The organism is Pedobacter sp. D749 (assembly GCF_019317285.1).
GTDB lineage: Bacteria > Bacteroidota > Bacteroidia > Sphingobacteriales > Sphingobacteriaceae > Pedobacter.
Genome location: NZ_CP079218.1, coordinates 1,277,277 through 1,301,656 on the forward strand (window position 1 = coordinate 1,277,277; position 24,380 = coordinate 1,301,656).

Annotated in this window: 15 protein-coding genes; 10 read left to right on the forward strand and 5 right to left on the reverse strand. The window is 40.1% G+C overall.

Annotated elements, in window-relative coordinates:
• Position 1: 1 nt before the first annotated feature.
• The 8 genes from KYH19_RS05280 to KYH19_RS05315 all read left to right on the forward strand — a co-directional run bounded on the left by KYH19_RS05280 (position 2) and on the right by KYH19_RS05315 (position 13,715).
• Entirely contained in the window at positions 2-787 is a 786-nt protein-coding gene (locus KYH19_RS05280) for an SDR family NAD(P)-dependent oxidoreductase (protein ID WP_219077852.1), read from the forward strand.
• A 2-nt stretch (positions 788-789) separates the two neighbouring features.
• Positions 790-3,132, forward strand: coding sequence for a glycoside hydrolase N-terminal domain-containing protein (locus tag KYH19_RS05285; RefSeq protein ID WP_219077853.1), 2,343 nt, complete (start codon positions 790-792; stop codon positions 3,130-3,132).
• Entirely contained in the window at positions 3,129-5,153 is a 2,025-nt protein-coding gene (locus tag KYH19_RS05290; protein WP_219077854.1) for an alpha-galactosidase, read from the forward strand. The genes KYH19_RS05285 and KYH19_RS05290 overlap by 4 nt, the downstream gene beginning before the upstream one ends.
• A gap of 14 nt (positions 5,154-5,167) precedes the next feature.
• The gene (locus KYH19_RS05295; RefSeq protein ID WP_219077855.1) at positions 5,168-7,369 is read left to right on the forward strand and encodes an alpha-galactosidase; all 2,202 of its coding nucleotides are present in this window, start codon (positions 5,168-5,170) and stop codon (positions 7,367-7,369) included.
• Positions 7,369-9,309 carry a sialate O-acetylesterase gene (locus tag KYH19_RS05300; RefSeq protein ID WP_219077856.1) on the forward strand — a complete coding sequence of 647 codons (1,941 nt, stop codon included), beginning with the start codon at positions 7,369-7,371 and terminating at the stop codon, positions 9,307-9,309. The genes KYH19_RS05295 and KYH19_RS05300 overlap by 1 nt, the downstream gene beginning before the upstream one ends.
• 432 nt (positions 9,310-9,741) lie before the next feature.
• Positions 9,742-10,110, forward strand: coding sequence for a BlaI/MecI/CopY family transcriptional regulator (locus KYH19_RS05305; RefSeq protein ID WP_219077857.1), 369 nt, complete (start codon positions 9,742-9,744; stop codon positions 10,108-10,110).
• 2 nt (positions 10,111-10,112) lie between these two features.
• Positions 10,113-11,201, forward strand: a complete 1,089-nt coding sequence (locus tag KYH19_RS05310) for a M56 family metallopeptidase (protein ID WP_219077858.1) — start codon at positions 10,113-10,115, stop codon at positions 11,199-11,201.
• A 117-nt stretch (positions 11,202-11,318) separates the two neighbouring features.
• Positions 11,319-13,715, forward strand: coding sequence for an outer membrane beta-barrel family protein (locus KYH19_RS05315; RefSeq protein ID WP_219077859.1), 2,397 nt, complete (start codon positions 11,319-11,321; stop codon positions 13,713-13,715).
• Between the two features lie 294 nt (positions 13,716-14,009).
• On the opposite strand, the gene KYH19_RS05320 is transcribed toward KYH19_RS05315, so the two are convergent.
• The 5 genes from KYH19_RS05320 to KYH19_RS05340 all read right to left on the reverse strand — a co-directional run bounded on the left by KYH19_RS05320 (position 14,010) and on the right by KYH19_RS05340 (position 19,354).
• A complete protein-coding gene (locus KYH19_RS05320; RefSeq protein ID WP_219077860.1) occupies positions 14,010-14,822 on the reverse strand; it encodes an AraC family transcriptional regulator in 813 nt (270 codons plus the stop codon).
• A 10-nt stretch (positions 14,823-14,832) separates the two neighbouring features.
• Positions 14,833-15,006 carry an SDR family NAD(P)-dependent oxidoreductase gene (locus tag KYH19_RS05325; RefSeq protein WP_219077861.1) on the reverse strand — a complete coding sequence of 58 codons (174 nt, stop codon included), beginning with the start codon at positions 15,004-15,006 and terminating at the stop codon, positions 14,833-14,835.
• A 3-nt stretch (positions 15,007-15,009) separates the two neighbouring features.
• Complete coding sequence (locus KYH19_RS05330; RefSeq protein WP_219077862.1) at positions 15,010-16,029, reverse strand: SDR family NAD(P)-dependent oxidoreductase; 1,020 nt, start codon at positions 16,027-16,029, stop codon at positions 15,010-15,012.
• Positions 16,030-17,216: 1,187 nt separating this feature from the next.
• Entirely contained in the window at positions 17,217-17,921 is a 705-nt protein-coding gene (locus KYH19_RS05335) for a response regulator transcription factor (protein ID WP_193423449.1), read from the reverse strand.
• Positions 17,918-19,354, reverse strand: a complete 1,437-nt coding sequence (locus KYH19_RS05340) for a sensor histidine kinase KdpD (RefSeq protein WP_219077863.1) — start codon at positions 19,352-19,354, stop codon at positions 17,918-17,920. The genes KYH19_RS05335 and KYH19_RS05340 overlap by 4 nt, the downstream gene beginning before the upstream one ends.
• A 233-nt stretch (positions 19,355-19,587) precedes the next feature.
• Here KYH19_RS05340 and KYH19_RS05345 point away from each other — a divergent pair, with 233 nt between their 5' ends.
• Together KYH19_RS05345 and KYH19_RS05350 are read left to right on the forward strand one after the other, a co-directional pair.
• On the forward strand, positions 19,588-20,997 hold the full coding sequence (locus KYH19_RS05345) for an alpha-L-fucosidase (RefSeq protein ID WP_219077864.1): 1,410 nt from the start codon (positions 19,588-19,590) through the stop codon (positions 20,995-20,997).
• Positions 20,998-21,137: 140 nt separating this feature from the next.
• Complete coding sequence (locus KYH19_RS05350) at positions 21,138-24,380, forward strand: TonB-dependent receptor (RefSeq protein WP_219077865.1); 3,243 nt, start codon at positions 21,138-21,140, stop codon at positions 24,378-24,380.

Here is a 24,380-nt window from a genome sequence, read left to right on the forward strand (position 1 = left end):
GATGCAATTATTAAAAGATAGGGTCATATTCTTAACAGGCGGGTCAAAAGGTATTGGCCTGGAGTGCGCTATAAAATATGCAGAGGAGGGTGCAAGGATTGCCATCATTTCTAATGATCAGGCTTCGATAAATTATGCCATTTCTATTTTGGGAAAGGAGCATCTTGGTTTGCTGGCTGATGTATCGAATCCAAAAGATATACAACGAGCCATAACTGATACTCAGTTAAGGTTTGGTAAAATCGACGTCATACATAACAATGCCGGCATTGCCCACCCGTCAAAGAACATACACGAAACGGAGGATTGGGAGTGGGATAACCTTTTCAATATTAATGTGAAAGGGATCTATTTCACTACAAAATTTGGTTTAAATGCATTAATCGAGACGAAGGGTTGCATTATTAACACGAGTAGCCTGGTTGGAGATATTGGTCAGGAAGACCATGCAGCATATTCTGCTACAAAAGGAGCTGTCAATGCGCTTACTAAATCAATGGCTTTAGATTATGCGAAATATAAAATAAGAGTTAATGCAGTGGCTCCTGCTGGTGTGTGGACACAAATGCTCGAAGACTGGGGAAAGGAACAAAACGATGTAGAAGGAATTAAAAACTACCTTGACGGAATACATGCACTTGGTTATTGCCCAAATGGTGATGTCGTGGCCGATGCTTGTGTATTCCTGGCATCAGATAAAGCCCGTTTCATTACCGGAATAATTATGCCCGTAAGTGGCGGAGCCGAATTAGGCTATAAAAGAATAAATCATTTAGAAACCATTTAGATATGCGAAATCAGTTCTTATTACTCTTATCCTTTTTTTCGTTCTTTATAGAAAATGCATTTGCACAGCAAAATTTGAAATTATGGTATAATAAACCTGCCAAACGTTGGGAAGAAACCATCCCACTTGGAAATGGCCGCTTAGGGATGATGCCTGATGGTGGTATTATGAAAGAAAATATCGTGCTCAATGATATTACGTTATGGTCGGGTGCGCCACAGGATGCCAATAACTATGAAGCGCATAAAAGCCTGTCAGAAATCAGAAAACTCATTCTAGAAGGCAAAAATGATTTGGCACAAGACTTAGTTAATAAAAATTTTATATGCAAAGGCGAAGGTTCGGGTGGCACAAATTATGGTTGTTTCCAGGTTCTTGGCAATTTATCTTTCAACTTTAGTTATCCCAAACAAACAGATGCCGACACCAAGGCAACAGCATATCATCGGGAACTGTCGCTGAATAACGCGTTGGCTAAAACCACTTTCGTACTCAATGGAGTGAAATACACCCGGGAATATTTAACTAGTTTTGATGATGACGTGGACGTAATTAAACTAACGGCATCTAAACCAGGGCAGCTAAATTTTGATATCGAAATTTCTCGTCCCGAGCGGGCAGAAATAACAGCAGCCAATGGTGAGTTAGTGATGAGCGGACAACTGGATAATGGCATTGATGGAAAAGGAATGAAATATTTAACCCGGGTGAATGCGTTATTAACAGGTGGAACGCAGGAACTCAAAAATAATAAAATCATTGTCAAGGGTGCAACCAGTGTAATTGTTTATTTGGCTGCGGGTACGGATTTTATGAACCCGGGATTTAAAGAAAAAATAAGTAGAGACTTAAAATCTGCTAAGAGCAAAACTTACGATACTCAATTGCGTAATCATGTGCGCAACTATCAGAAAAAGTTTAACCGTCTAAATTTACAGATTGGTAATCGTAATCAGGATAATATTCCAACGGATGAACGCCTGGTTAATTATAATAAAAATCCAAAAGCTGATGTAGGTTTCCCGGTACTCTTTTACCAGTTTGGCCGATATTTAAGTATCAGCAGTACCCGGGTTGGCTTATTGCCGCCAAATTTGCAAGGTCTGTGGGCCAACCAAATCCATACTCCATGGAATGGAGATTACCATTTGGATGTGAATATTCAAATGAACCAATGGCCTGTGGAAGTTAGTAATTTGTCAGAATTAAACTTGCCGCTGGCCGATTTAGTTGGCCGAATGGTTAAAAACGGCGAAAGAACTGCAAAAGCTTATTACAATTCCAAAGGCTGGATCGCGCATGTGATTACCAACGTGTGGGGCTTTACTGAGCCCGGCGAGAGCGCATCCTGGGGCGCTTCCAATGCAGGTTCAGGCTGGTTATGTAATAACCTTTGGGATCATTATGCATTTAGCACCGATAAGGATTATTTAAAAAAGATATATCCAATATTAAAAGGTTCTGCAGCGTTTTATGCTGATGCATTAATTAAAGATCCGGAAACGGGTTGGCTGGTTACGGCACCATCTGTTTCTCCGGAAAACAGTTTTTATCTTCCTAATGGAAAAACGGCCAGTATTTCTATGGGTCCCACAATTGACAATCAAATTGTTAGAGAATTATTTACCAATGTGATTGAGGCAGCTAAAACTTTAGGTATTGATCAGGCATTTAGCAATTTTTTGGCTGAAAAGCTTAAATCAGTTCCACCTGCGGGAAATATTAGCGCAGATGGAAGAGTGATGGAGTGGATTAGAGATTATAAAGAAACTGAACCCCAACACCGGCACATTTCGCATTTATATGGGCTTTACCCAGCCTCATTAATTACGCCAATTAAAACACCAGAATTGGCTGAAGCAGCGAAGAAAACTTTGGAGATTCGTGGCGATGATGGTCCGAGTTGGTCTATCGCTTATAAATTATTATTTTGGGCCAGGTTACATGATGGCGAACGATCTGGGAAATTGCTTCACGAGTTGATGAAGCCAACTGTTAAAACGGATATTAATTATGGTGCAGGTGGTGGCATTTATCCAAACTTATTATCGGCAGGTCCGCCTTTCCAAATTGATGGTAATTTTGGTGGTGCAGCAGGTATCGCCGAAATGCTTATCCAAAGTCACGATGGATTTATCGATCTATTACCATCGACACCTCAGGAGTGGAAAGTATCGGGGAAAATAAATGGTGTTAGAGCCCGCGGGAACCTCACTGTGGATTTTGAATGGAACGATGGAAAAGTGATTGCGTATAAAATATATAGCCCTACATCAAAAAAAATAAAGTTACGCGTTAATGGAAAAATTATTGAAGTAAGTAGCCAAAAACCTAAAACTACATGAAGTTTGTAAACCATATCATATCGACATCCATTTTTGTCGGAATGTTTCTTATTCATTCATCAATTTTTGCTCAAAAAATCAATTTTGGGAAGAAATCTTATATCAATTATAACGGTGCTAAAGGTACTTTCGATGTTTGTATCAATGGAGAGCAGGTGCTGCAAAATGCCTACTCTGAAGTTTTAGTTAACGAACGATTAATACGCTCTAACGAATTTAAGAATCGCAAGGTTACAAGCACTCATTTCAAAAATAAAATTGGAAGCGGCGAACACTATGTTTTTACTACTAAAGGTAAGGAAGGAATCAGTTTGGTTCAGAATATTTATACCTACAGTGGCAAAAATTTTTTCACCATTAATGTATCGGTGTCGGGTGCCAATTTAAAAACAAACCAAATGGCTCCTTTAAAAGGAGAATTGGTTGGTCAAAGTGATTTTACATCTTTCAGAAATTTATTTGTCCCATTCGATAATGATGCTTTCATCAGTTATGAAGCAAACCTTGTAGCACCAAAAAAGGAAAATGTAAGTTCAGAAATAACTGCAGTTTATGACAACATAAGCCGGAATGGGTTTGTTATCGGCACATTAAATCATGATGAATGGAAAACAGGCATTGAAACGAAACTTATTGACCAAAAAACTTTGGGTTTAGCTACAAGTTGTGGCTTCACCAGTTATGACATCACCCGGGATCAAATAAAACATGGCTATCTTTCAGGCAAATCAATCACTTCATCAAACATTTTTTTTGGCTATTATAACGATTGGCGCAATGGAATGGAGGGTTACGCTAAATCTGTTAAGGCTTCCGAACCCCCGATGATTGCCAGCTGGCATGGACCCACGCCGGTGGGCTGGAATAGCTGGGGTGTAATGCAGGAAAAATTATCCTACGAAAAGGCCGTCGAAGTTGTAGATTTTTTTGCTGAAAACCTTAAAAGCTTCCGGATGGGTAATGTTGCCTATATCGACCTGGATTCGTACTGGGATAACATGCTCCAAGGAAATGATTATTCGGTACTAAAAAAGTTCGCTGATTATTGCAAAAGCAAAGGTTTAAAGCCAGGCATCTATTGGGCTCCTTTTACCGATTGGGGTTACAAGGGGGGCGCTAAAAGAAAAGCTCCAGGCAGCGATTTTACCTTTGGAGAAATGTGGACACATGTAAATAATGGTTTCCATGATTTTGATGGAGCGCGAGCACTTGATCCCACTCATCCAGGTACGCAAAAAAGAATTCAATTTGTAATCTCGAATCTAAAATCTTGTGGGTTTGAAATGATTAAAATCGATTTTCTCGGTCATGCTGCAGTAGAATCTTCAAAGTTTTATGATTCAAAAATCACTACCGGAATGCAGGCATACCGGATCGGCATGGAATATTTGTTAAAATGTCTGGATAATAAGATGCTGGTTTATGCAGCAATATCGCCAAGTTTAGCATCTGCAAGATACGTACAGGTGAGGCGCATAGCCTGCGATGCTTTTAAAACTATTAAGGATACCGAATACACTTTAAACAGTGTTACGAATGGCTGGTGGCAAACCTATCTGTATAACTATATTGATGCTGATCATGTTGTTTTCGGTAGTGAAAATGAGGCCGCAAATGTATCCCGGACTTTATCTGCAATCGTAACAGGCACACTAATAGTAGGCGATGATTTTTCAGTTGATGGACTCTGGAAAGCCAGGGCCGAAACTGTTTTCCAAAACCAGGATTTACTGAAAATAATCGCCGATGGAAAAGCCTTTAAACCCGTTGATGGAGATAAAGGAAAAGGTGCTTCGGGTCAATTCATAAAAGAACAGGGGAACATCAGGTATCTGGCACTTTTTAATTATAAAAATAAAGACACTTCGGCAATAATAGATTTTTCGAGGCTGGGTATAAATGTTAATTCTATTGCCATGATAGAGGATATAATTGACCATCAAGTCGTTTTACCAAAAGATTACCAATTAAAAGAACTTCGTCCGGAACAGGCAACCATGCTTAAAATAACCTTGAAATAATTAAATTGTACCAAATGAAATTCAAACAGATACATAAGGTCAAAAGTCAGCTCCTGTTAGCCGGTTTATTAGGCATTTCTCAACTCGTTAAAGCCCAGGAAATTATTGCGATAGAAACTGCTCATCATGCTATGGTGCTTCAAGCTGTAAAAGGCAAAGATGTAAATACAATTTACTTCGGTCAGAAATTGCATTCGGCTGCCGAATATGCGCAGGTTAATGCTACATACAAACAAACCAGTGAATATACCGGTCAGCTTAATTCCGCGTACACGCCATCAGGTTCCCGTAACCTGGTTGAACCTGCTATTAGTGTAACCCATGCAGACGGGAATAAAAGCCTGAATTTAAATTTTGTTCAGCAACAGGTAGAAAACATCACTACCAATGTGCGTTTAACAACGATAACCCTGAGCGATCCGGTTTACAATTTTACGGTTAAGTTATTTTATAAAAGTTTTTATAATGAAGATGTCATTGAGCAATGGACAGAAATCAGCCATAAAGAAAAGAGCGCTGTTACATTAGAAAAGTTTGCTTCTGCGAATTTAATTTTAAAAGGTAAAAACTTCTATTTAAGGCAATACCATGGTGATTGGGCAAAGGAGATGCAGCCCGAAGAAAGCAGGATTACACATGGAATCAAAACATTGGATAGCAAATTAGGTACACGGGCAAATTTGTTTCAGCCCTCTGTTTTTATGGTCTCGCTTAATGCGCCAGCAACTGAAACGTGGGGTGAGGTATTGTATGGAGCAATGGAGTGGAGTGGCAATTTTCGTGTTGATTTAGAATTGGATTATCAGGATAACCTGCGCATTATTGCCGGTATAAATAATTATGCATCAAACTTTAAGCTTAAACCCAACGAACGTTTTACCACGCCGAAATTTTTGTACACGTTTTCTAATCAGGGTAAGGGTGATGCCAGTCGCAAACTACAAAACTGGGCCCGGACCTATCAACTCCTTGATGGTAAAGGCGATCGTTTGACGCTGCTGAATAACTGGGAAGCCACTTATTTTGATTTCAATGAGCAAAAACTCGCAGGGTTGTTAAAAGATACAAAGAAGCTGGGCGTAGATATGTTTTTGCTGGATGATGGTTGGTTCGCCAATAAATACCCACGTAATGACGACCATGCAGGTTTAGGTGACTGGCAGGAAAATAAACAGAAATTACCAAATGGAATTAGTTCACTTGTAAAAGAAGCGGATATAAATAATGTAAAATTTGGCATCTGGATAGAACCGGAAATGGTGAATCCAAAAAGCGAGCTATATGAAAAACATCCCGATTGGGTGGTGAAGCAGCCCAAAAGAGATGAATATTATTTCCGTAATCAACTGGTGTTGGATTTATCCAATCCAAAAGTGCAGGATTTTGTATTTAGTGTGGTTGATGATCTTTTCACTAAAAATCCATCCCTGGCCTATATTAAATGGGATTGTAATGCGGTAATTTATAACGCTTATTCTTCACATCTAAAAGATCAGGCAGCTTTTTACATCGAATACGTTCAGGGTTTATACAAGGTTTTAGAAAAAATCAGGGCAAAATATCCAAAAGTGCCGATGATGCTTTGCTCAGGTGGAGGCGGCAGGGTAGATTACGCCGCCCTTAAATATTTTACTGAGTTCTGGCCCAGCGATAATACGGATCCCCTCGAGCGTATTTTCATCCAATGGGAATACTCCTATTTTTATCCAGCCATTGCCAGTTCAAACCATGTAACCGACTGGGGTAAGCAACCCATTAAGTTCCGTACAGATGTGGCTATGATGGGAAAATTGGGTTTTGATATTGTGGTTAGTAAACTACCAGAAAATGATTTGAAGTTTTGCCAGCTCGCAATTAAAAATTATAATGAATTGAAGCAGGTGATTTGGAAGGGATCGCAATATCGCCTCGCAAATCCTTCAGAGGGTAGCGTAGCCTCTATGTTGTACGTAAGCGAGGACCAGTCTGCTGCGGTCAGTTTCAATTATCTGGTCAACAGCCGATACGACGAGGGCAGCAAATTGCCCATCAGGATGCAGGGGCTTAGCAGTGATAAAAAGTACCGTCTAACGGAAATTAATTTATATCCGGGAACAACATCGTCCATAGATTCTGCCGCCACCTACAGTGGTGATTTCCTAATGAAAGTGGGTTTTAATCCAAATGTCAAATCAGATCGCAGCAGTGTGGTAATCAAAATTGAAGAATTAAAGTAATGAAAAACAAGAACTTTATTTTAGCATTTTTGCTCATTTTCTGCTTCACTTACGCAGATGCAAAAATTACCTTACCTGCCTTTTTTAGCTCTAATATGTTGCTACAGCAAAATGCAGAAGTGATCATGGAAGGTAAGGCCAAACCACGTAATCAAATTATATTAGCCTGCTCGTGGAATAAAAACAATAAATATGCGGTGTGGACAGATGATGCCGGAAAATTCAAGATTAGGATAAAAACGCCTAAATATGGCGGACCCTATGTGATGGTAATATCAGGAGAGGGTACGGCAATAAAATTTGATAACATAATGGTTGGTGATGTGTGGCTTTGCTCTGGTCAGTCAAACATGGAAATGCCGTTGGCAGGCTGGGGTAAAATTAATAATTTTAAAACTGAAATAGAAGAGGCAAATTACCCCAATATCAGGTTGTTACAAGTCAATCATGCCACGAGTAATTTACCATCAGATGCAGTGAGCGTTCAGAATGGGGGATGGAACGTTTGTTCTCCGGCCAATATTCCCGAGTTTTCAGCAACAGCTTACTTTTTTGCCAGAGAAGTTTACAAAAAGACAGGCATTCCGATAGGCTTGATTCATAGTTCATGGGGCGGTACTGTAGCTGAAGCGTGGACGAGTGCGGAAACAATCTCAAAAATTTCTGATTTCAAAACTGCACTTGAACTCGTTCAACAATCTAATGACAAAGAGGCGTACGCAAAACAACTGTCGGTTTGGAAAAATGAATTGAATTTACAGGATAAAGGTCTCAAGTCCGGGGTAGCAGTTTGGGCAAATAAAAATCTTAATGATGCGAACTGGAAAGAAATGGATTTGCCCGGTTTTTTTGACTTAACCGAAAAGCCTAATTTTGATGGTATAATTTGGTTTAGAAAAAAAATAACAATTCCACAAGGATGGAGAGACAGAGATTTAATCCTGAACTTAGGGGCAATTGATGATAATGATATCACCTATTTTGATGGACAAGAAATTGGAGCGACGGAAGGATATGATCGCCAGCGTAAATACGTAGTGCCTAAAAAATATGTTTTGCCCGGCGACCATTTCATTACTGTACGTGTCTTTGATGGCGGCGGGGGCGGGGGAATTTATGGAAATCCGGCAAACTTTTTTTTGCAGTCTGCGGATCAGAAACAAAATCTTGCCGGTAAGTGGAAGTATACTATTGGTGTTGATTTGAAAGACTTTAAACCTATGCCCCAGGATAACTCGGGTCCAAACAGGCTAACAGTGTTATACAATGCGATGATTCATCCTTTCATATCCCTTCCCATTAAAGGTGTCATCTGGTATCAGGGAGAGGCCAATGCTGGTAGGGCCGAGCAATATAGGACACTTTTTCCTGCATTGATTCAGGACTGGAGAACTAAATTTAATAATCCAAAACTACCATTTTATTATGTTCAGTTAGCAAATTATGCCAGGGGAGAGGGCGATGCATTCTCATGGCCCTTGTTGCGTGAAGCCCAGTTGAAAACGTTAAAGCTGCCGTATACAGCCATGGCCGTTACAATTGATATTGGAGACGAATTGGATATCCATCCTAAAAATAAACAGGACGTTGGAAAAAGATTGGCATTGATCGCTTTGGCAAAAAACTACAATGATTCAGGTGAATATTCCGGACCAGTTTACGAATCCTTTTCCACAAAAAATGACTTAATCGAGTTACATTTTAAATTCAACAAAGGAATGAAACCAAAGGCTGGTAACCTCTCAGGTTTTTCGGTTGCTGGAGAAGATCGGGTATTTTACCCGACTGTAGCATTTACGAAAAATGGTTCAGTTTTTTTGAAGAGTAATTCGGTTCTTAAACCAGTGGCAGCAAGATATAACTGGGCAAATGATCCTAAAGGAAACTTGACAAATACAACTGAACTCCCGGCAAGTCCTTTCAGAACAGATAGCTGGTAGCTACAAATAGCACAAGCTCAGCATTCAAGGGTAGAATTGTAAATAAGAGAAGTTGCCGAACTTAGCATGGTAATATGATAAGCTGATATTTAATTTAAACTCAAAGCTTCGCTGTGAAGAAAAATTATTCAAGACCTTGAATAATTTTTCCTTCTTAAAGATAGAGCCAATAAAGGTGTTTTTTGGGTTCGAGCCCTTTAAGGGCACCCTGATGGTGTTCGTATAGTAAACTGTCGATTGTCTTCTATTTTTGATGTTTAATTAGTTGTCAATCTGATATATAATTTAGGGGGCTGGATATCTTATCGGTTCGATGTTTACCTATATTGTTATAGTCATTTTGCTAAACTAATTCGATCTTTATTTTAAATCATATTTTTAGTTGTGGTAACTAATTTTTTAGCTGATATTTGAAATTAAATAAAATAGGCTATGGATATCAAAGATTTAACCAGAGTTGAAAGCCAATTAATGCAGGTGCTCTGGGCATTGGAAAAAGCATTCGTAAAGGAAATTATATGTGAACTCCCAGATCCAAAACCTGCATACAGCACTGTTTCAACCATTATCAGGATTTTAGAGAGCAAGGGCGTAATTGGTTATGAAGCTTTCGGTAAAACCCATCGCTACTTTCCCTTAGTTAGCAAAGAAGAATATATGCGTCATGAGGCAGATAAGTTTTTAGGCAGCTATTTTTCTAATTCTGTACAAGATATGTTCTCTTTTTTTGTTAAGGAAAAGAAAATCGATATGAAAGACGCCGAAAAGTTACTTAAAATGATAGATCAAATAAAAGGTTAATCATGGTACTTGAATATTACTTTCTCTGGTCTAGCATTTCGTTGGTTTTATTTTATCTCTTTTATATCCTATTGCTTAAGAGAGAAACTTTTTTTGCTTTTAACAGGGTTTACCTGCTTGTTGCGCTTTGCTTATCAATGCTAATGCCCTTCCTGGATCTGTCCTGGTTAATCGTGTTGCCAAAGGTCGAAATTGTAACCAACACACTTGCGGTTGTTGGGGTAGCGAAATTAGGAAATGACATCGGGAAAGAATTTAACTGGGTAACCTTTGTGTATTGGGGTGGAGTTGTGCTTGGTGCAACACGATTATTCATCAAAATAGCGGGTGTAAAAAAACAGATAACGCTGCCCAAGGATGGCGATGCATTTTCTTTTTGGAAAACAAAGGTGATAGACCGAAAGCTTTCTGACCTGGCCGTGATTAATGCACATGAAAATATACACGTTAAACAGTTGCATACATTTGATATTCTGCTGGTTGAAATATTAAGTGTATTTTTTTGGTTCAATCCCGTTGTGTATGCCTGTCGTAAAAGCCTGAAGTTGATTCACGAATATTTGGCAGATGAATATGCGTGTAACTTTACAGCAAGCAAAAAGCAATATGCGATGTTGCTGTTTCTACAGAACCTGAATGCGGGGCCTGTATTGGCAAATCGTTTCTATAATACCTCCTTGCTCGAATCGAGAATAAAGATGTTGCAACGGAAAAAATCTAGCCGCTACAGGTTATGGAAGTATATTTTATGCTTGCCTTTAATTACGCTTTTGTGCGCCTTTAATGGCTCTGGTTTTACTGGTAATAATCATAGAGTGGATCAGGCAGCAAGTTTCCCTGGTGGATTTGATGCTTTCAGTAAATATTTGATAGGTACCGCAAGAAAAGTTTCCAATAAAAGTGGAAAGGTGATTGTGAGTTTTGTTGTGGAAACCAACGGGGAAATTAGCAATGAAAAAGTTGAAAAAAGTTTAGATCAGGCAAGTGATCAAGAAGCGTTAAGGGTTATTAAATCTAGCCAAAAATGGAAACCTGCATTGGAAAATGGAGAAAAAGCACGTTCAGCTTATCAAATTTCGATAAATTTTTAAGCTGATAATCAGATAGATATATTATAATTTAATTGTTTAGTTGTTATAGCTAATGTATTAGTTGTATTACTAATTTATTAGTTATACGTTTGGATTATTCAAATTAATCCAAACGTTATGCTTTTTATTTTACTTAAATCCACCCGCTCTAATTATGTTTTAGTTTTCATTTTATTTTTCAGCACCATGGCTGTTAATGCGCAACAAAAGTTGGGTAGGGTTACTGGTAAAGTGGTGGATGAAAAGCTTGCTGAACTCCCATTTGTACAAATCCTTTTAAAAAGGAGCGCAGACTCTAGCACTGTTAAAGCTATAATTGCTGATGACAAGGGAAATTTCAGTTTCGAAATTCCTGATGGCAAATATTTGATCGAGCTGAGAATGATGGGATACACCGCAGGTTATTCGAAAGTTTTCGATATTGCTCATGCACAGTCTGAATCGCTTGGCACCATCCAGCTTAAACCAGCTGCGAAACAACTGGCTGCCATAAACATATCAGCACCGCTTCCATTTGTCGAACGGAGGGCTGATAAGTTAATAGTGAATCTCAATGGGCTGGGCTCAGGGGCGCCGATAATGGAGGTAATGAACCAATTACCCGGCGTGAGCATTACGCCAGATGACCGGATCACTCTGAACGGTAAATCGGTTCAGATCTACATTGATGGTAAGGCCACTACACTTTCATCAGAGGCATTGGCTGGTATGTTGAAAGGGATTTCTTCGTCTGCTATCCAAAAGGTTGAACTCATTGCCCAGCCATCTGCAAAATATGACGCTGCCGGGAACGGTGCGATTATCAACATTATTCATAAACGTAATTATAAAGCCGGGCTGAATGGAAATGTTTATTTAGGAGGAGGGAAAGGTACATTTGGAAAAGCGAATGGGGGCCTTAACCTTAACTATAAAGGGAAAGTATATAACCTGCTGCTTAATTTGGATTATAATTACAACAAATATTTCTACGATAGTTACATTGCTTCCACTTTTTTCGATTCCAATGGAATAGCCTTAAGTCAATCAACTACTGATATCAAAAGCACCAGAACCAATGCGAATTACACGCCAAATTTAGGAATGGATTTTTATCTTTCGAAGCGCACTACACTGTCTGCTTCGGTTAAACCTGGATTTCAGACCTTTGGTCGCAATAACACTGCTAACATCGATAATGGTATTGCACAATCGCAGTTTATTAATCTGGTTAATATTCGTGCAACCAATTTCTCATCCGGACTTCGTCTACAGCATCAAATAGATAGCTTGGGAAGAGATTTGACGATTGATTTAGATTATTACCGTTATGGAAATTATAATGATCAGGATAACCGAACCATCAATTTAAATTCCTTCTCAGATTTTCCCAGTTTAGTAGCTCAAGATCGTTTGTTCAATGTTTATGCTTTCAAAATGGATTATACACATCCTTTGGGTAAAGGCCATCAACTGGAAATGGGTATGAAAACGAGTTATGTTAATGCTATAAATTCTAACTTTTATCAGGATTCCAATGCTCAGCAAACCAATTTATTTGATTACAAAGAAAGTATTTCAGCACTTTATTTAACTTATGCTCGCACTGGTGAGAAATTTTCCTATCAGTTAGGTATAAGGGGCGAATACACTAATGGACAAGGTGAACAGGAGTTTGGAAAAGAACGATTTACCAGGAGCTATTTCCAGCCATTTCCGTCTGTACATCTTGACTATAAGTTTACCAAAAATCATAGCCTTAGCTTAGAGATGAACAAAAGGGTAGAACGCCCTGGCTACGAAAGCCTAAATCCGCTGGTACGAATTATTAGTAGCAACAACCTGCAGCAGGGAAACCCTGCACTGAAACCTTTGGTTGCCTATAATGCCGATTTGTGGTATGGTTATAAAAATGCATTTTTCTTTGGATTAACTTATAGTCACAGCATAGATGATTTTACCAGTATCTCCGTTCCTTTGGCAGATGGCATAATATCAACACTCCCTGGAAATGCAGATTATGGGGATTACTTTACCCTTCAGGCAATGTATGGCAAACAGGTATTGCCATGGTGGTATACCAGTTCGAATGCCATTTTATCCAAACGTTCATTTAAAGGCGAATTTAACCGGGTTTTGCTAGAGAGCGACGGAATAGCCAGTCTTTCTGCAACTTCCTATAACAGTTTCTCGCTGAGCAAGAATTTCTCTGTGATGTTTCTTTTCAATTATCGTGGCAAAAGTGTAGATCGAACAATCACTAACCGGGCTTTTACTTATGTTACGGCAGGTATTCGCCAGCAGCTGTTAAATAAAAGAGCATCTATTCAGCTAAATGCAATGGACATTTTTAAATCATACCGTAATGAGTATAACCAGAATAGTGGTACCCTGCAGCAGTTGTGGCGAAACCAGTTTGAAACCAGGATGGTGAAGCTGAATTTTAGTTACAGCTTTGGAGGTATGGTGAAAAATACCAAGAAGAGCAATGGTACAGAAGAGGAACGAAAACGAAGTGCTTTGAGTGAGAACTAAGGAATAATAATCTCTATCAATCCTTTAAAAGCTAATTAAGTCATCAATCCAATTTTTAGAAAGCGGACAAACGGGTTAAGGTTCATTTGGGATTGTTCGATTATTTTGAGTTCTTCAAAATTTTAGAAAAACCGCCTGTTTCAATCAATTAGCCCATAAAAATGGTTCGAATTACGCACCGCCACTGACCTCAGCGTTGTGAAAGCAATCTGAAAACACTGCTTTTTATTTAAGTGTTTGTTTTAGGTTATCAATAGGAGCTTCTGTTTAAGATGATAGTGCGATTATAAGCTATTACCCATTTAATGCAAGTTGATTGGGAGAAACTCCGTATTTCTTTTTAAAAATGAAAGAAAAATGGGAAAGATCTTCAAAACCTACTTCAAGGTAGATCTCGGTTGGTTTTTTCTTTTTTTCTGCCAGGTAATAATAAGCTAGTTCCAGCCTTTTGTCCGTCAGCCACTTTTGGGGAGTGGTTTGGAACAGTTTTTTGAAGTCCCTGTTGAAGGTAGACAAGCTTCGTCCGGTCAGGTAGCCCAATTTTTCCAGTGACATATTGAACATAAAATTACGCTGCATAAAATCAATCAGGTCGATCTTGCCTGGAACATCAAAGTTAGCAAGGACACTATCCACGCTGGGGTCGATCAGCCTTAGGATGTTGATCGCTTCTTCAATTTTTAGCGTGGCCAGGCTTTCCGGAAATTCACTTTCCACATCAAAATAGGGGATTAGTGATGCCAGGCAGCTTTCCAGTAGCGGGTGGTTACTGAAGTGGTAAATTTTCTGCCGGGGCTGTGTTTTCTTTTTATGTTCGGTTTTTTCATAGAACTTCTTCAGCCTTTCAGTAGACAAGTGCATCACCACGGTTTTATGTGGCAATCCGTTTTTCGGATAGTTGATGATGGTGGCCAGTTCGTTCCTTGGGATCAGAAAAATATCCCCTGTTTTGAAGCTGAAGGTAGATTCTGCCTGTATGATTTTTGTCTCTCCGGAAATGAACCATACCAGCATGTGGTCCTCAAACATTAGGTCGGATTTGAACAGCTTATCTTCGTAGCTGGAAAGTTTGATGTCCTTGGTCAGGTATTTGGATATATGTTCCATTGTGATAAAGTTATTGGTTTTTGATCAGATTTCTATTAGATGCATTGGCCGCTTCCACCGCATCTTTTCTTCTGCCCGTGATAATCACCTGTGCACCGTTTTCTTTCAGCTGTTTGGCAGCGGCATAGCCGATGCCACTGTTACCGCCCGTAATCAGGGCGGTTTTTCCTTTTAAATTTTTCATGGCCTAGTTTACGTTAAATTCAATGCCTGTCATTTCCTCGGTCAAGTCCCACAGTTTTTTAGCACTGCTTTTGTCTAACGAATAATCCATTACGCCGCTTTGGTGCAGTTTAGTGCTGGTTTGAATAGCGGGATCTTCCGATAGCAGTTCAGCGATATCAGCATCTTCGCAGTAAACCCCGCCGATGTTGTTGAGCAAGGGACTGGTAGCGGCCCAAACGGATGTTGCCGCACCCTGTGGAATGTTTTTCAGGCTGGCCAGTATTTCAGGACGGATGTTCCCGCTTTCATCAAAAAAGCCCATCTGTTTGAACAGCTCCATATTGGCATCCCTGGCCAGTTCTGTTCCTGCTATTGATCCAGGGTGCAGGGAGTAGGCTCTTACCTGATGTGCTTTTGCACGGTTATCCAGTTCTAATGCAAAAAGATTACTGGCTGTTTTAGACTGCCCATAACCTAGCAGTGTCTGGTATTCCCTGTGCTCGAAGTTTGGATCGTCGAAATTGAAAGGAGCCATGTGATGTCCCAGTGAAGAAACATTGACTACACGTGCGCCATTAGCATTTTTTAATGCTGGCCATAATCTTGCCACCAGCTGGAACTGTCCAAAGTAATTGGTGGATAGCTGTGATTCGAAACCGCGGCTGTCCCTTTGCAAAGGCACCCACATGATCCCTGCATTGTTAATGAGTAAGTGCAGCGGTCTGCCTGATGACAGGAATTTTTCGGCGAACGCATCGATGGTTTCAGGCCTGGCAAGATCCATGGTTTCGAGTTCAACGTTTGGAATGGCCCCGAGGTTTTTCCTTGCTTTTTCGATGTCCCTTGCCGGTACGATCAAGGTTGCGCCCGCTGCGGCCAGTACTTTTGTAGTTTCCAAACCAATTCCGGCGTTACCACCAGTTACGATAGCGATCTTTCCTGTAAGATCTATTCCTTTAATAACTTCTGTTGCTGTTGAAGTAGCGCTAAAACCTGAACCCAGTGGGTGTTGTAATGCGCCTTGATAGTTGTTCTTTTCCATTTTGTTTTTGATTAAATGTTATAGGACAAATGTAGGCGGTTGAGCAAAGGCTGATTTTGTTTAGCGTGTCAATTTACTTTGTTTAAAAAGTCAATTTGTGAATAGGGTTACCCAAATGTCATTAAGTTAAAGGATAAATCTCAAGATGTCACCCTGAGGGGTAATTTTCATAAAATCAATATAAAAGACAGATCTTTTTGGCAAAATGGTAGGGCGCGAGATCGTCATTCCCAACTTGATTGGGAATCTAATGCAAGCGCTTTAATATTCCCGCCTGCGCCTATCGTGTGGACACATCTTGGTTAATTCCATCTTTGTTTTTTTAGTACACATTCATTAAGTCGGTCGTCATGCTGAATTTATTTTATTAGCAGTTTTGTTGTTTTAAAGGCCTAATAGCTACTTCGTGGTCAGCATCTTTCCTGCTATTAAGATCCTGAAATGAATCCGATAGCTATAGAGATCAGGTGATGATACCAATACTAAAATACCTAAAGAATAGCTCTAAAAGCCACATTATTAATCGAACTCAAATTAATACATAAACATTGTCTTTTCCGCTCTATGCCGCGGGGGCATGGTACTTTGGAGCGCCAAAGTACCCAAAGCGCTTTGTCAATCCAGCAATGGGCCTTTTGCACAGCCCTACACACATCAAAAAAACAGCGGCACTTCGTTTTGTGTTCAATATTTCTTTAAAATTAAATTAGCGTTTAAGAACACAAAACCACTGCGTTTAGGTTTGGCAGTACTATTAGTTCTTTCCTACAACTGTTTTTTTGATTTTTCTGGCCCTTGGGATTGACGGCGTCCTTCGGTAAAGACTGTGGTTTATTAAAGCCAGCTAGCATGATGCCCAAACCATTCATAAAAAAGATTTCTCCATTTCGCTGCGCTTCATCCGATAGCCATCGGATCGAAATGACGACAATTTTTTAAATCTGTAATTGATAGCGTAGTCGAAGGGCATTTATTCGCAATTTATCAATCTCAAGAAGTCTTCGGCTACGCTCAGACTGACCAAGCGCGGCGATGTTCAGGTTTGGGCAGGCCTCGCAAGCTTTTCAAATTGATTTTTTGCGATAAACAGGGCCTATTTAATTTCCTTTACTTCCAAATTGAGCATTTTGCCTAGTTTCACTATTTTGGACGCAATATCATTGGTGTTAAATTTATAACTGATCCCATTATTTAACTTTTAAAATGTATCCCAATCCATATACATTTTCTATACTTACCTGTTCAGAAACCTTAAAGAGCCTGCGTAGCCTTGAAATGAACACCTCCAGGCTTTTTCCATTAAAATAATCGTCATTTCCCCATAAAGCCAATAAGATATCTTTCTTTTTAACTACCTGATTAATATTGCCAGCCAAATGGTCTAATACTTCCGCTTCTCTAACTGTTAAGGAAACTTCTTTGCTGTCGGGCATCCGTAAAAAAAGCTGGTCCTTTTGATACCTGATGTCGCCGATGTTGATAAATCCTGAACTGGATGCGACCTGTACGTTTGGAGCGCTGGAAAACTTATTGATGATATTTCCTATTCTAAGTACCAGTTCCTCAATTTCGAATGGTTTTGAAATATAATCTATTGCACCAATCTTGAGTCCGCGAAGACGGTCCTGTTTTTCGTTATGTGCCGTTAGAAAGAAAAAAGGTTGGTTGGAGTTGATTTTTACCATCTCTGAGGCGAGGTCAAAGCCATTCATATCCGGAAGCTGTACATCCACAATAACCAATTTGTTATCAAGCTGGTTTGCGCTATAGTGCGCCAACGCTTCTGAAGCAGTTTGGAACCACAGGACACTAAATCCCCTCAATTTCAGGTATTCTGAAATTACATTGCCCAGGTCTGTTTCATCTTCAATTATTACGATATCATAACTCATAAATGATTTGTACTAATTATGGTCTGCTCCTTAGGGATCTGCACCAGAAATTCGGTGCCTTTTCCCAATTCTGTTCTCACGCTGATTGCCCAGCCATGAATATCAATACATTGTTTAACGTAATATAAGCCAAGCCCCAGGCCCGAAACCGTATTATCCTTGCCTGCACGGAAGAACTTATCGAATATTTTTTCTTTCATTGCTTCTTCAATTCCTTTCCCATTATCTTTAATGTGAAGGGTATAACCGTCTTTATTCGTGGTAATAAAAAGTACTGTCATCTTTATATCGCTATGGTTGTGCTTAAAGGAGTTGTCGAGGATATTCTGTAACATCGTGGTAAACACGAAAGGATCCATCATAATCAGTATTTCCGAACCATGAGGATCAAAAGTGATACTGTCTGGAGCCTGAACTTTTATTTTATAGTCGTTAACCAAAGTAAGAATTGCATAGTTAAGGTCTGTTTCTTCCAGATGGATGTTGTTGTTGATATCCGAAATTTCCAGCATCTGGTTAATGTGGGAGTGAAGTCGCCTGGCCTGTCTTTCTACAATATTTACAAGCGCACTTACGCGTGTCCTGTCATTGAGCACCTCGTCTTCATGCAGGCTTTTGCTTGCCACTAAAATAGTAGTAATTGGGGTGTTAAATTCATGTTTAATGCTGTTCAGGAAATCAGATTTAATATCTGTTTCCTTTTTCTGCCGCATCCAGCTGATATAAGTGTAATAATTAATACCTACGATTATAATGATGCAAAGTGCAACCAATAAAAACGTTGGTAACATTTGATAGGCTACTTTTAAGGTACGGCCCGGAGGATCGACAAAAAGATTAAAGGTAACTCTGTAATCATACACCAGTTTGCCACTAACAGAAAGGTTAGTTACCCTGTTCTGAACGTTCGGATCAGTTAATGTACCATCAATGATCACCCCGTAAGGTGTTTTTTGATCTGCCTTAAAATCGGTACGGGTATGGTTGTCGAATATGGTGATATTCCCGATTTTGGGATCGAAATTGATTTCTATCTGCTGAAAGGTAAGCAGGTACTGTAAATTGCTATCCAAGCCATTCTTTTTTACAATTGACAGGAAAACACTGTCCATAGTGCTTTCTTTTTGCAGGTCTTTTAACAGTGCATTACTCACGCTTTGCGAGCGTTTAACAAATTCTTTCTTGTTGTTTAAGTATGCTTGTTTGAGCGCAGGCATATTTCTGGAAAGGATCGAATCGATGATCTTTCCTCCGCCTTTAAAAACTTTATCTTCGGATATACTGCGCCCATATTCGTCGTTAATTAACGTTTTTTCTTTTAAACTATAATCCCTGTCTCTAAGAACATAAGAATTGTAGGTTAACCTGAGCTGTACCAGAAGCAAAATCAGAAAACTGACCAATACTACTGATTTATATATACGATCTTTCATTTATCCTTTAAAAATAGCCGTATTATTTCATAAATACCATGCCGTTAAGCTTTTGTTAGGTTTCTGTTACGTTTTCGTTCGACAAATTCTTTCAATGTCGGGTGTAGCTTTGGATTATGAAAAGCAGATCTCAGTGAAAACCAGATCAATGTTGATCGATTTGGATTAATAAGCATCTGTAATCCAGTAATGCTTCAAACAACTAACACCAATCACATAACAAAAAAAGAGAAATGACCTTTAAAAGGATTTTATCATTATTGCTTATCGTTTCGGGAACGATATCTGTTTATCCGGCAATGGCCCAACAAAAATCGGCCAATAAACCGTTACCTGAACTTCAACAGGATTTTGTTGACCTTGGGCTGGGCATGTTTATCCATTATGGGATGCCAACTTTTATGGATCAGGACTGGTCTGATCCTGATGCAGATCTTTCATTGTTCCAGTCGCCAAAGCTTGATGCCAACCAGTGGGCAAAAGCTGCAAAGTCGGCAAATATGACCTATGGCTGCCTGACCACTAAACACCATAGTGGTTTCCCGATCTGGAATACCAAAACTACTTCCTACAATGTGATGAACACGCCGTTAAAACGTGATGTGGTAAAGGAATATGCTGATGCTTTCCGCAAAAACGGACTAAAGGTAATGTTGTACTATTCTATATTGGATACCCATCATGGCATCCGTCCGAACCAGATTACACCAGCGAATGTTAAAATGATCAAAGATCAGATTACCGAACTGCTCACCAATTATGGCGAGATTACCGCCCTGATTATTGATGGTTGGGATGCGCCATGGTCGAGGATTTCTTATGATCAGGTACCTTTTGAAGATATCTATTACCTGATTAAATCATTACAGCCAAACTGTTTGGTAATGGATTTAAATGCAGCAAAATATCCTACACAGGCGCTATTTTATACCGATATCAAATCATACGAACAAGGTGCTGGTCAGTTTATTTCTAAAGAAAACAACAAACTTCCGGCCCTTGCCTGCCTGCCCTTGCAGGCCAACTGGTTCTGGAAAACCTCTTTCCCTACCACTCCTGTAAAAAATGTACCTGAACTGGTGAACAAGTTCATCATTCCTTATAATGGCGCATACTGCAATTTTATATTAAATGTGGCCCCGGGCAAAAATGGTCTGATCGATGATAACGCGTTAGCTGCGCTTGAGGAAATGGGCCAGATCTATAAAAAAACTGCAGATCTTCCACGTATTCCGGTATATGCTGCACCAATTATTTCGAGCAACATTGCCAAGCACGTAAAAAGTAACAGCAGCTGGAGTGATGATATGAACATTATGGATTTTGCCAATGATGATGATTTCGGTTCGAGCTGGTCATCCAATCACACCGTAAAATCGCCATGGTATGAACTGAATTTCGAAAAAGCTGTTCCCTGTAACATGGTGGTACTTACAGCGGGTAATAACAGAAAAGCTACCTACAGTTTACAGTACTATGCAAATGGTAAGTGGAATGATTTAGCTACAAAAAATGAGGGTGAGAAAAAGGTGAGTATTTTTAGGTTCGAGCGCATCTGGTGCGAAAAAATAAAGGTAAACGTTACCAATTTCGACAGTCCGCCTGCTATTGCTGAACTGGGCGTATTTAACGAAAGAAAATAAAATGTATTAGCTGGGTCATTTTTGGCCCGGCTAATCTATTAAAGCGCTTGTTTGGCAAATACCAATGGGAATTGACTACTCCAGGTAATACCGACAAACATTTTTTGAAATAATCTAAACATAAAAACCAACCAAACTTTATGAACCAAAATTTTACTATTAAGGTAGGGCATCTGCCTTACCTGGGGAACCTGTGGGTACTGTTCGCAGTATTTAGTGCCTGTTTATTGCTTTTGGGCAGTCCCACTTATGCGCAACAGGGCGCAACAATTAAAATTACCGGTACTGTTAAAGATTCACTTGGCCTGGGAATTCCGGGAGTAAGTCTGCAGGTTAAAGGCCAGAGCGGCATGGGTACCATCACTGATGGCGATGGTAAATTTTCCCTGAATGCTACGGCTAAATCAACTATAGTGGTCTCATCTGTAGGTTTCAGGCAAACTACTTTTATCGCTGATCCATTAAAGCTAAAGGTAGACCTGGTACTGCATTCGGATGATAACAATCTTTCGGATGTAGTGGTTACCGCCTTTGGAAAGAAGGAGCGGAGAGAAGCCATGGTAGGATCCGTTACCAGTATTACACCTGCCAGGCTAAAGATCCCATCCAGCAATTTAACCAATGCATTAGCCGGACAGATTGCCGGGGTAGTGGCCTACCAGCGGAGTGGCCAGCCCGGATTGGATAATTCTACTTTTTTTATCCGTGGGGTAACTACATTCGGTTACAAACAAGATCCATTGATCCTGGTAGATAACGTAGAGCTTACGCCAACCGATCTGGCGCGGCTACAGGTTGATGATATTGCGAGTTTCTCCATCTTAAAAGATGCCAGTGGCACGGCTTTGTATGGTGCCAGAGGAGCCAACGGTGTAATTTTGGTGACCACTAAAGAAGGTGTTGAAGGTAATGCGAAAGTAAATGTACGTTTCGAAAACTCCATTTCGCAGGCTACGCAAAACCTTGAAATTGCCGATCCCATCACTTTTATGAAGATGTACAATGAAGCCATCACTACACGGAACCCACTAGGTGTACCAAGGTTTAGCCAGAACGATATTTACAACCGTGAGCAGACTTTAAGTGGTGCGCCGGGCAGCAATAAGTATGTTTACCCTGCTGTAAATTGGATTGATGAATTGTTTAAAACCAGTACCAATAACCAGCGGCTGAACGGAAGTGTGAGCGGTGGCGGAAAAGTTGCAAGATATTATATCGGCACTTCTTATAACCGGGATAACGGAATATTGAAGGTGAGCCCTGTAAATAACTTCAACAATAACGTTAAACTCGAAAACTACCAGCTCCGTTCCAATGTCAACATTAATGTTACGCCTACCACAGAAGTGGTGCTGAGGTTATCGGGAACTTTTGATGAATATAACGGACCGATTACTGATGACGGTTCCTTTTCTTCCGATCTTTATAAAAAGGCACTTCATACCAGCCCGGTATTGTTTCCGGCATTTTATCCTGCAGATCCATCATCAGGCATCGATACGCATATTCTTTTTGGCAATAGCTCAACAGAGGGTACCGGAAATACAGTTGGTTATTCCAATCCTTATGCGGATATGATGAAGGGCTATAAGTCTTTTTCGAGGTCAAGGATGTCCGCACAGCTCGAACTAAATCAGGACCTTAATTTCCTGACCAAGGGGCTGTCTTTTAAAGGAATGTTTAACACCAATCGGTATTCTTATTTCGACCTGACCAGAAAATATTCACCTTTTTTTTACAATGTAGCCTCCTATGATAGGATCAGCAATCAATATAGCCTCAACTGGATCAATAACCAACCGGGCCAGGCCTCAGAGTACCTGAGCTTTGAGCCAGGGTTTAAGGATATCAATACATTTGTGTACATGCAAGCGGTTTTGGATTACTCGAGGCAGCTCGGCAGTAAACACAACATTAGCGGTACACTCATTGCAACAAGGCAACAACGTTTATACGCCAATGCAATAGATCCGGCAACCAAGTTATCCAGCCTTCAATATTCGCTTCCTTACCGCAATGTTGGCCTGTCAGGTAGATTGGGTTATGGGTACGATAGCCGTTATTTTGCCGAATTTAACTTTGGTTATAACGGATCGGAACGTTTTGCTGAAAAGAACAGGTTTGGTTTCTTTCCAACTATCGGCGGTTCATGGGTAATTTCCAATGAAGCTTTCTGGGATGGAGGGTTAAAACAAGCTGTGAGTAAGCTTAAACTACGCGCAAGCTATGGCCTTGTAGGTAACGATGCCATTGGCGCACAGCGTTTCTTCTATCTTTCTAACGTAAACCTGGATGGTGGTAACCCTGCTTATTTTGGTCAGGCCAACGGTGTGATCAGACCAGGGGTAAGCATTACCAATTATGCAAACGATGCCGTGACATGGGAAACCTCGAGACAAACGAATATTGGATTGGAAATTAGTCTTTTCAAAAGCCTGAATATCATTGCAGAAGTTTACAAACAGCACCGTTACAATATTTTAATGGAGCGGGCTTCAATTCCTTCTACCATGGGCTTAGAATCTGGCGTAAGTGCCAACCTGGGTACTGCAGACTCGAGAGGTATTGATTTTTCTGCCGATTATAGCAAAACCTTTAGAGGCGGATTTTGGATGTCGGGCAGGATGAACTTTACCTTTTCGCAGAATAAATATGGACAATATGAACAGCCGGCTTATAAAGAGCCATGGAGGATACTTTCCGGGCAGAAAATTGGCGTAAGATGGGGCTACATTGCCGAGCGACTTTTTGTTGATGATCAGGAAGCGGCAGCTTCTCCTTCGCAGCTTTTTGGCGCCGGAGCCTCCGCACCTAAGGGAGGAGATATCAAATATACCGATGTAAACAATGATGGCAAGATTACTGAAGCCGATCAGGTATTTATCGGCCTTCCTTCAACACCTGAAATTGTTTATGGTGCAGGCCTTTCGATGGGATTCAAGAAGATCGACCTTTCGCTTTTCTTTCAAGGTGTAGGCCGCACGAGTTTCTTTATTGATCCATCAGAGGTTAGTCCATTTCTATCTAACAGGCAGGTGCTTCAACCCTTTGCCGATAGCCACTGGACAGAAGAAAATCAGGATTTATATGCCAAATATCCACGTTTGGGAACCACCTCTTCCGAGATCAGCAATAACCTCCAAACCAGTTCTTGGTGGATGCGTGATGGTGCTTTTATCAGGCTTAAGTCGATAGAAATCGGTTATACTTTCCCTGATAAGTTATCAAAAAAGGCATTTCTGTCTAATTGCAGGATCTATTTCAATGCTTTAAATCCGCTCACCTGGAGCAGGTTCAAAGATTGGGATCCGGAACTGGCCTCAAATGGCTTCAGCTATCCGATCCAGAAGGTATATAATATCGGAATCAACGTAAACCTATAA

Coding starts and splice junctions, on each gene's coding strand:
- KYH19_RS05280 (WP_219077852.1), top strand. CDS start 2: ATGCAATTATTAAAAGATAGGGTCATATTCTTAACAGGCGGGTCAAAA.
- KYH19_RS05285 (WP_219077853.1), top strand. CDS start 790: ATGCGAAATCAGTTCTTATTACTCTTATCCTTTTTTTCGTTCTTTATA.
- KYH19_RS05290 (WP_219077854.1), top strand. CDS start 3,129: ATGAAGTTTGTAAACCATATCATATCGACATCCATTTTTGTCGGAATG.
- KYH19_RS05295 (WP_219077855.1), top strand. CDS start 5,168: ATGAAATTCAAACAGATACATAAGGTCAAAAGTCAGCTCCTGTTAGCC.
- KYH19_RS05300 (WP_219077856.1), top strand. CDS start 7,369: ATGAAAAACAAGAACTTTATTTTAGCATTTTTGCTCATTTTCTGCTTC.
- KYH19_RS05305 (WP_219077857.1), top strand. CDS start 9,742: ATGGATATCAAAGATTTAACCAGAGTTGAAAGCCAATTAATGCAGGTG.
- KYH19_RS05310 (WP_219077858.1), top strand. CDS start 10,113: ATGGTACTTGAATATTACTTTCTCTGGTCTAGCATTTCGTTGGTTTTA.
- KYH19_RS05315 (WP_219077859.1), top strand. CDS start 11,319: ATGCTTTTTATTTTACTTAAATCCACCCGCTCTAATTATGTTTTAGTT.
- KYH19_RS05320 (WP_219077860.1), bottom strand. CDS start 14,822: ATGGAACATATATCCAAATACCTGACCAAGGACATCAAACTTTCCAGC.
- KYH19_RS05325 (WP_219077861.1), bottom strand. CDS start 15,006: ATGAAAAATTTAAAAGGAAAAACCGCCCTGATTACGGGCGGTAACAGT.
- KYH19_RS05330 (WP_219077862.1), bottom strand. CDS start 16,029: ATGGAAAAGAACAACTATCAAGGCGCATTACAACACCCACTGGGTTCA.
- KYH19_RS05335 (WP_193423449.1), bottom strand. CDS start 17,921: ATGAGTTATGATATCGTAATAATTGAAGATGAAACAGACCTGGGCAAT.
- KYH19_RS05340 (WP_219077863.1), bottom strand. CDS start 19,354: ATGAAAGATCGTATATATAAATCAGTAGTATTGGTCAGTTTTCTGATT.
- KYH19_RS05345 (WP_219077864.1), top strand. CDS start 19,588: ATGACCTTTAAAAGGATTTTATCATTATTGCTTATCGTTTCGGGAACG.
- KYH19_RS05350 (WP_219077865.1), top strand. CDS start 21,138: ATGAACCAAAATTTTACTATTAAGGTAGGGCATCTGCCTTACCTGGGG.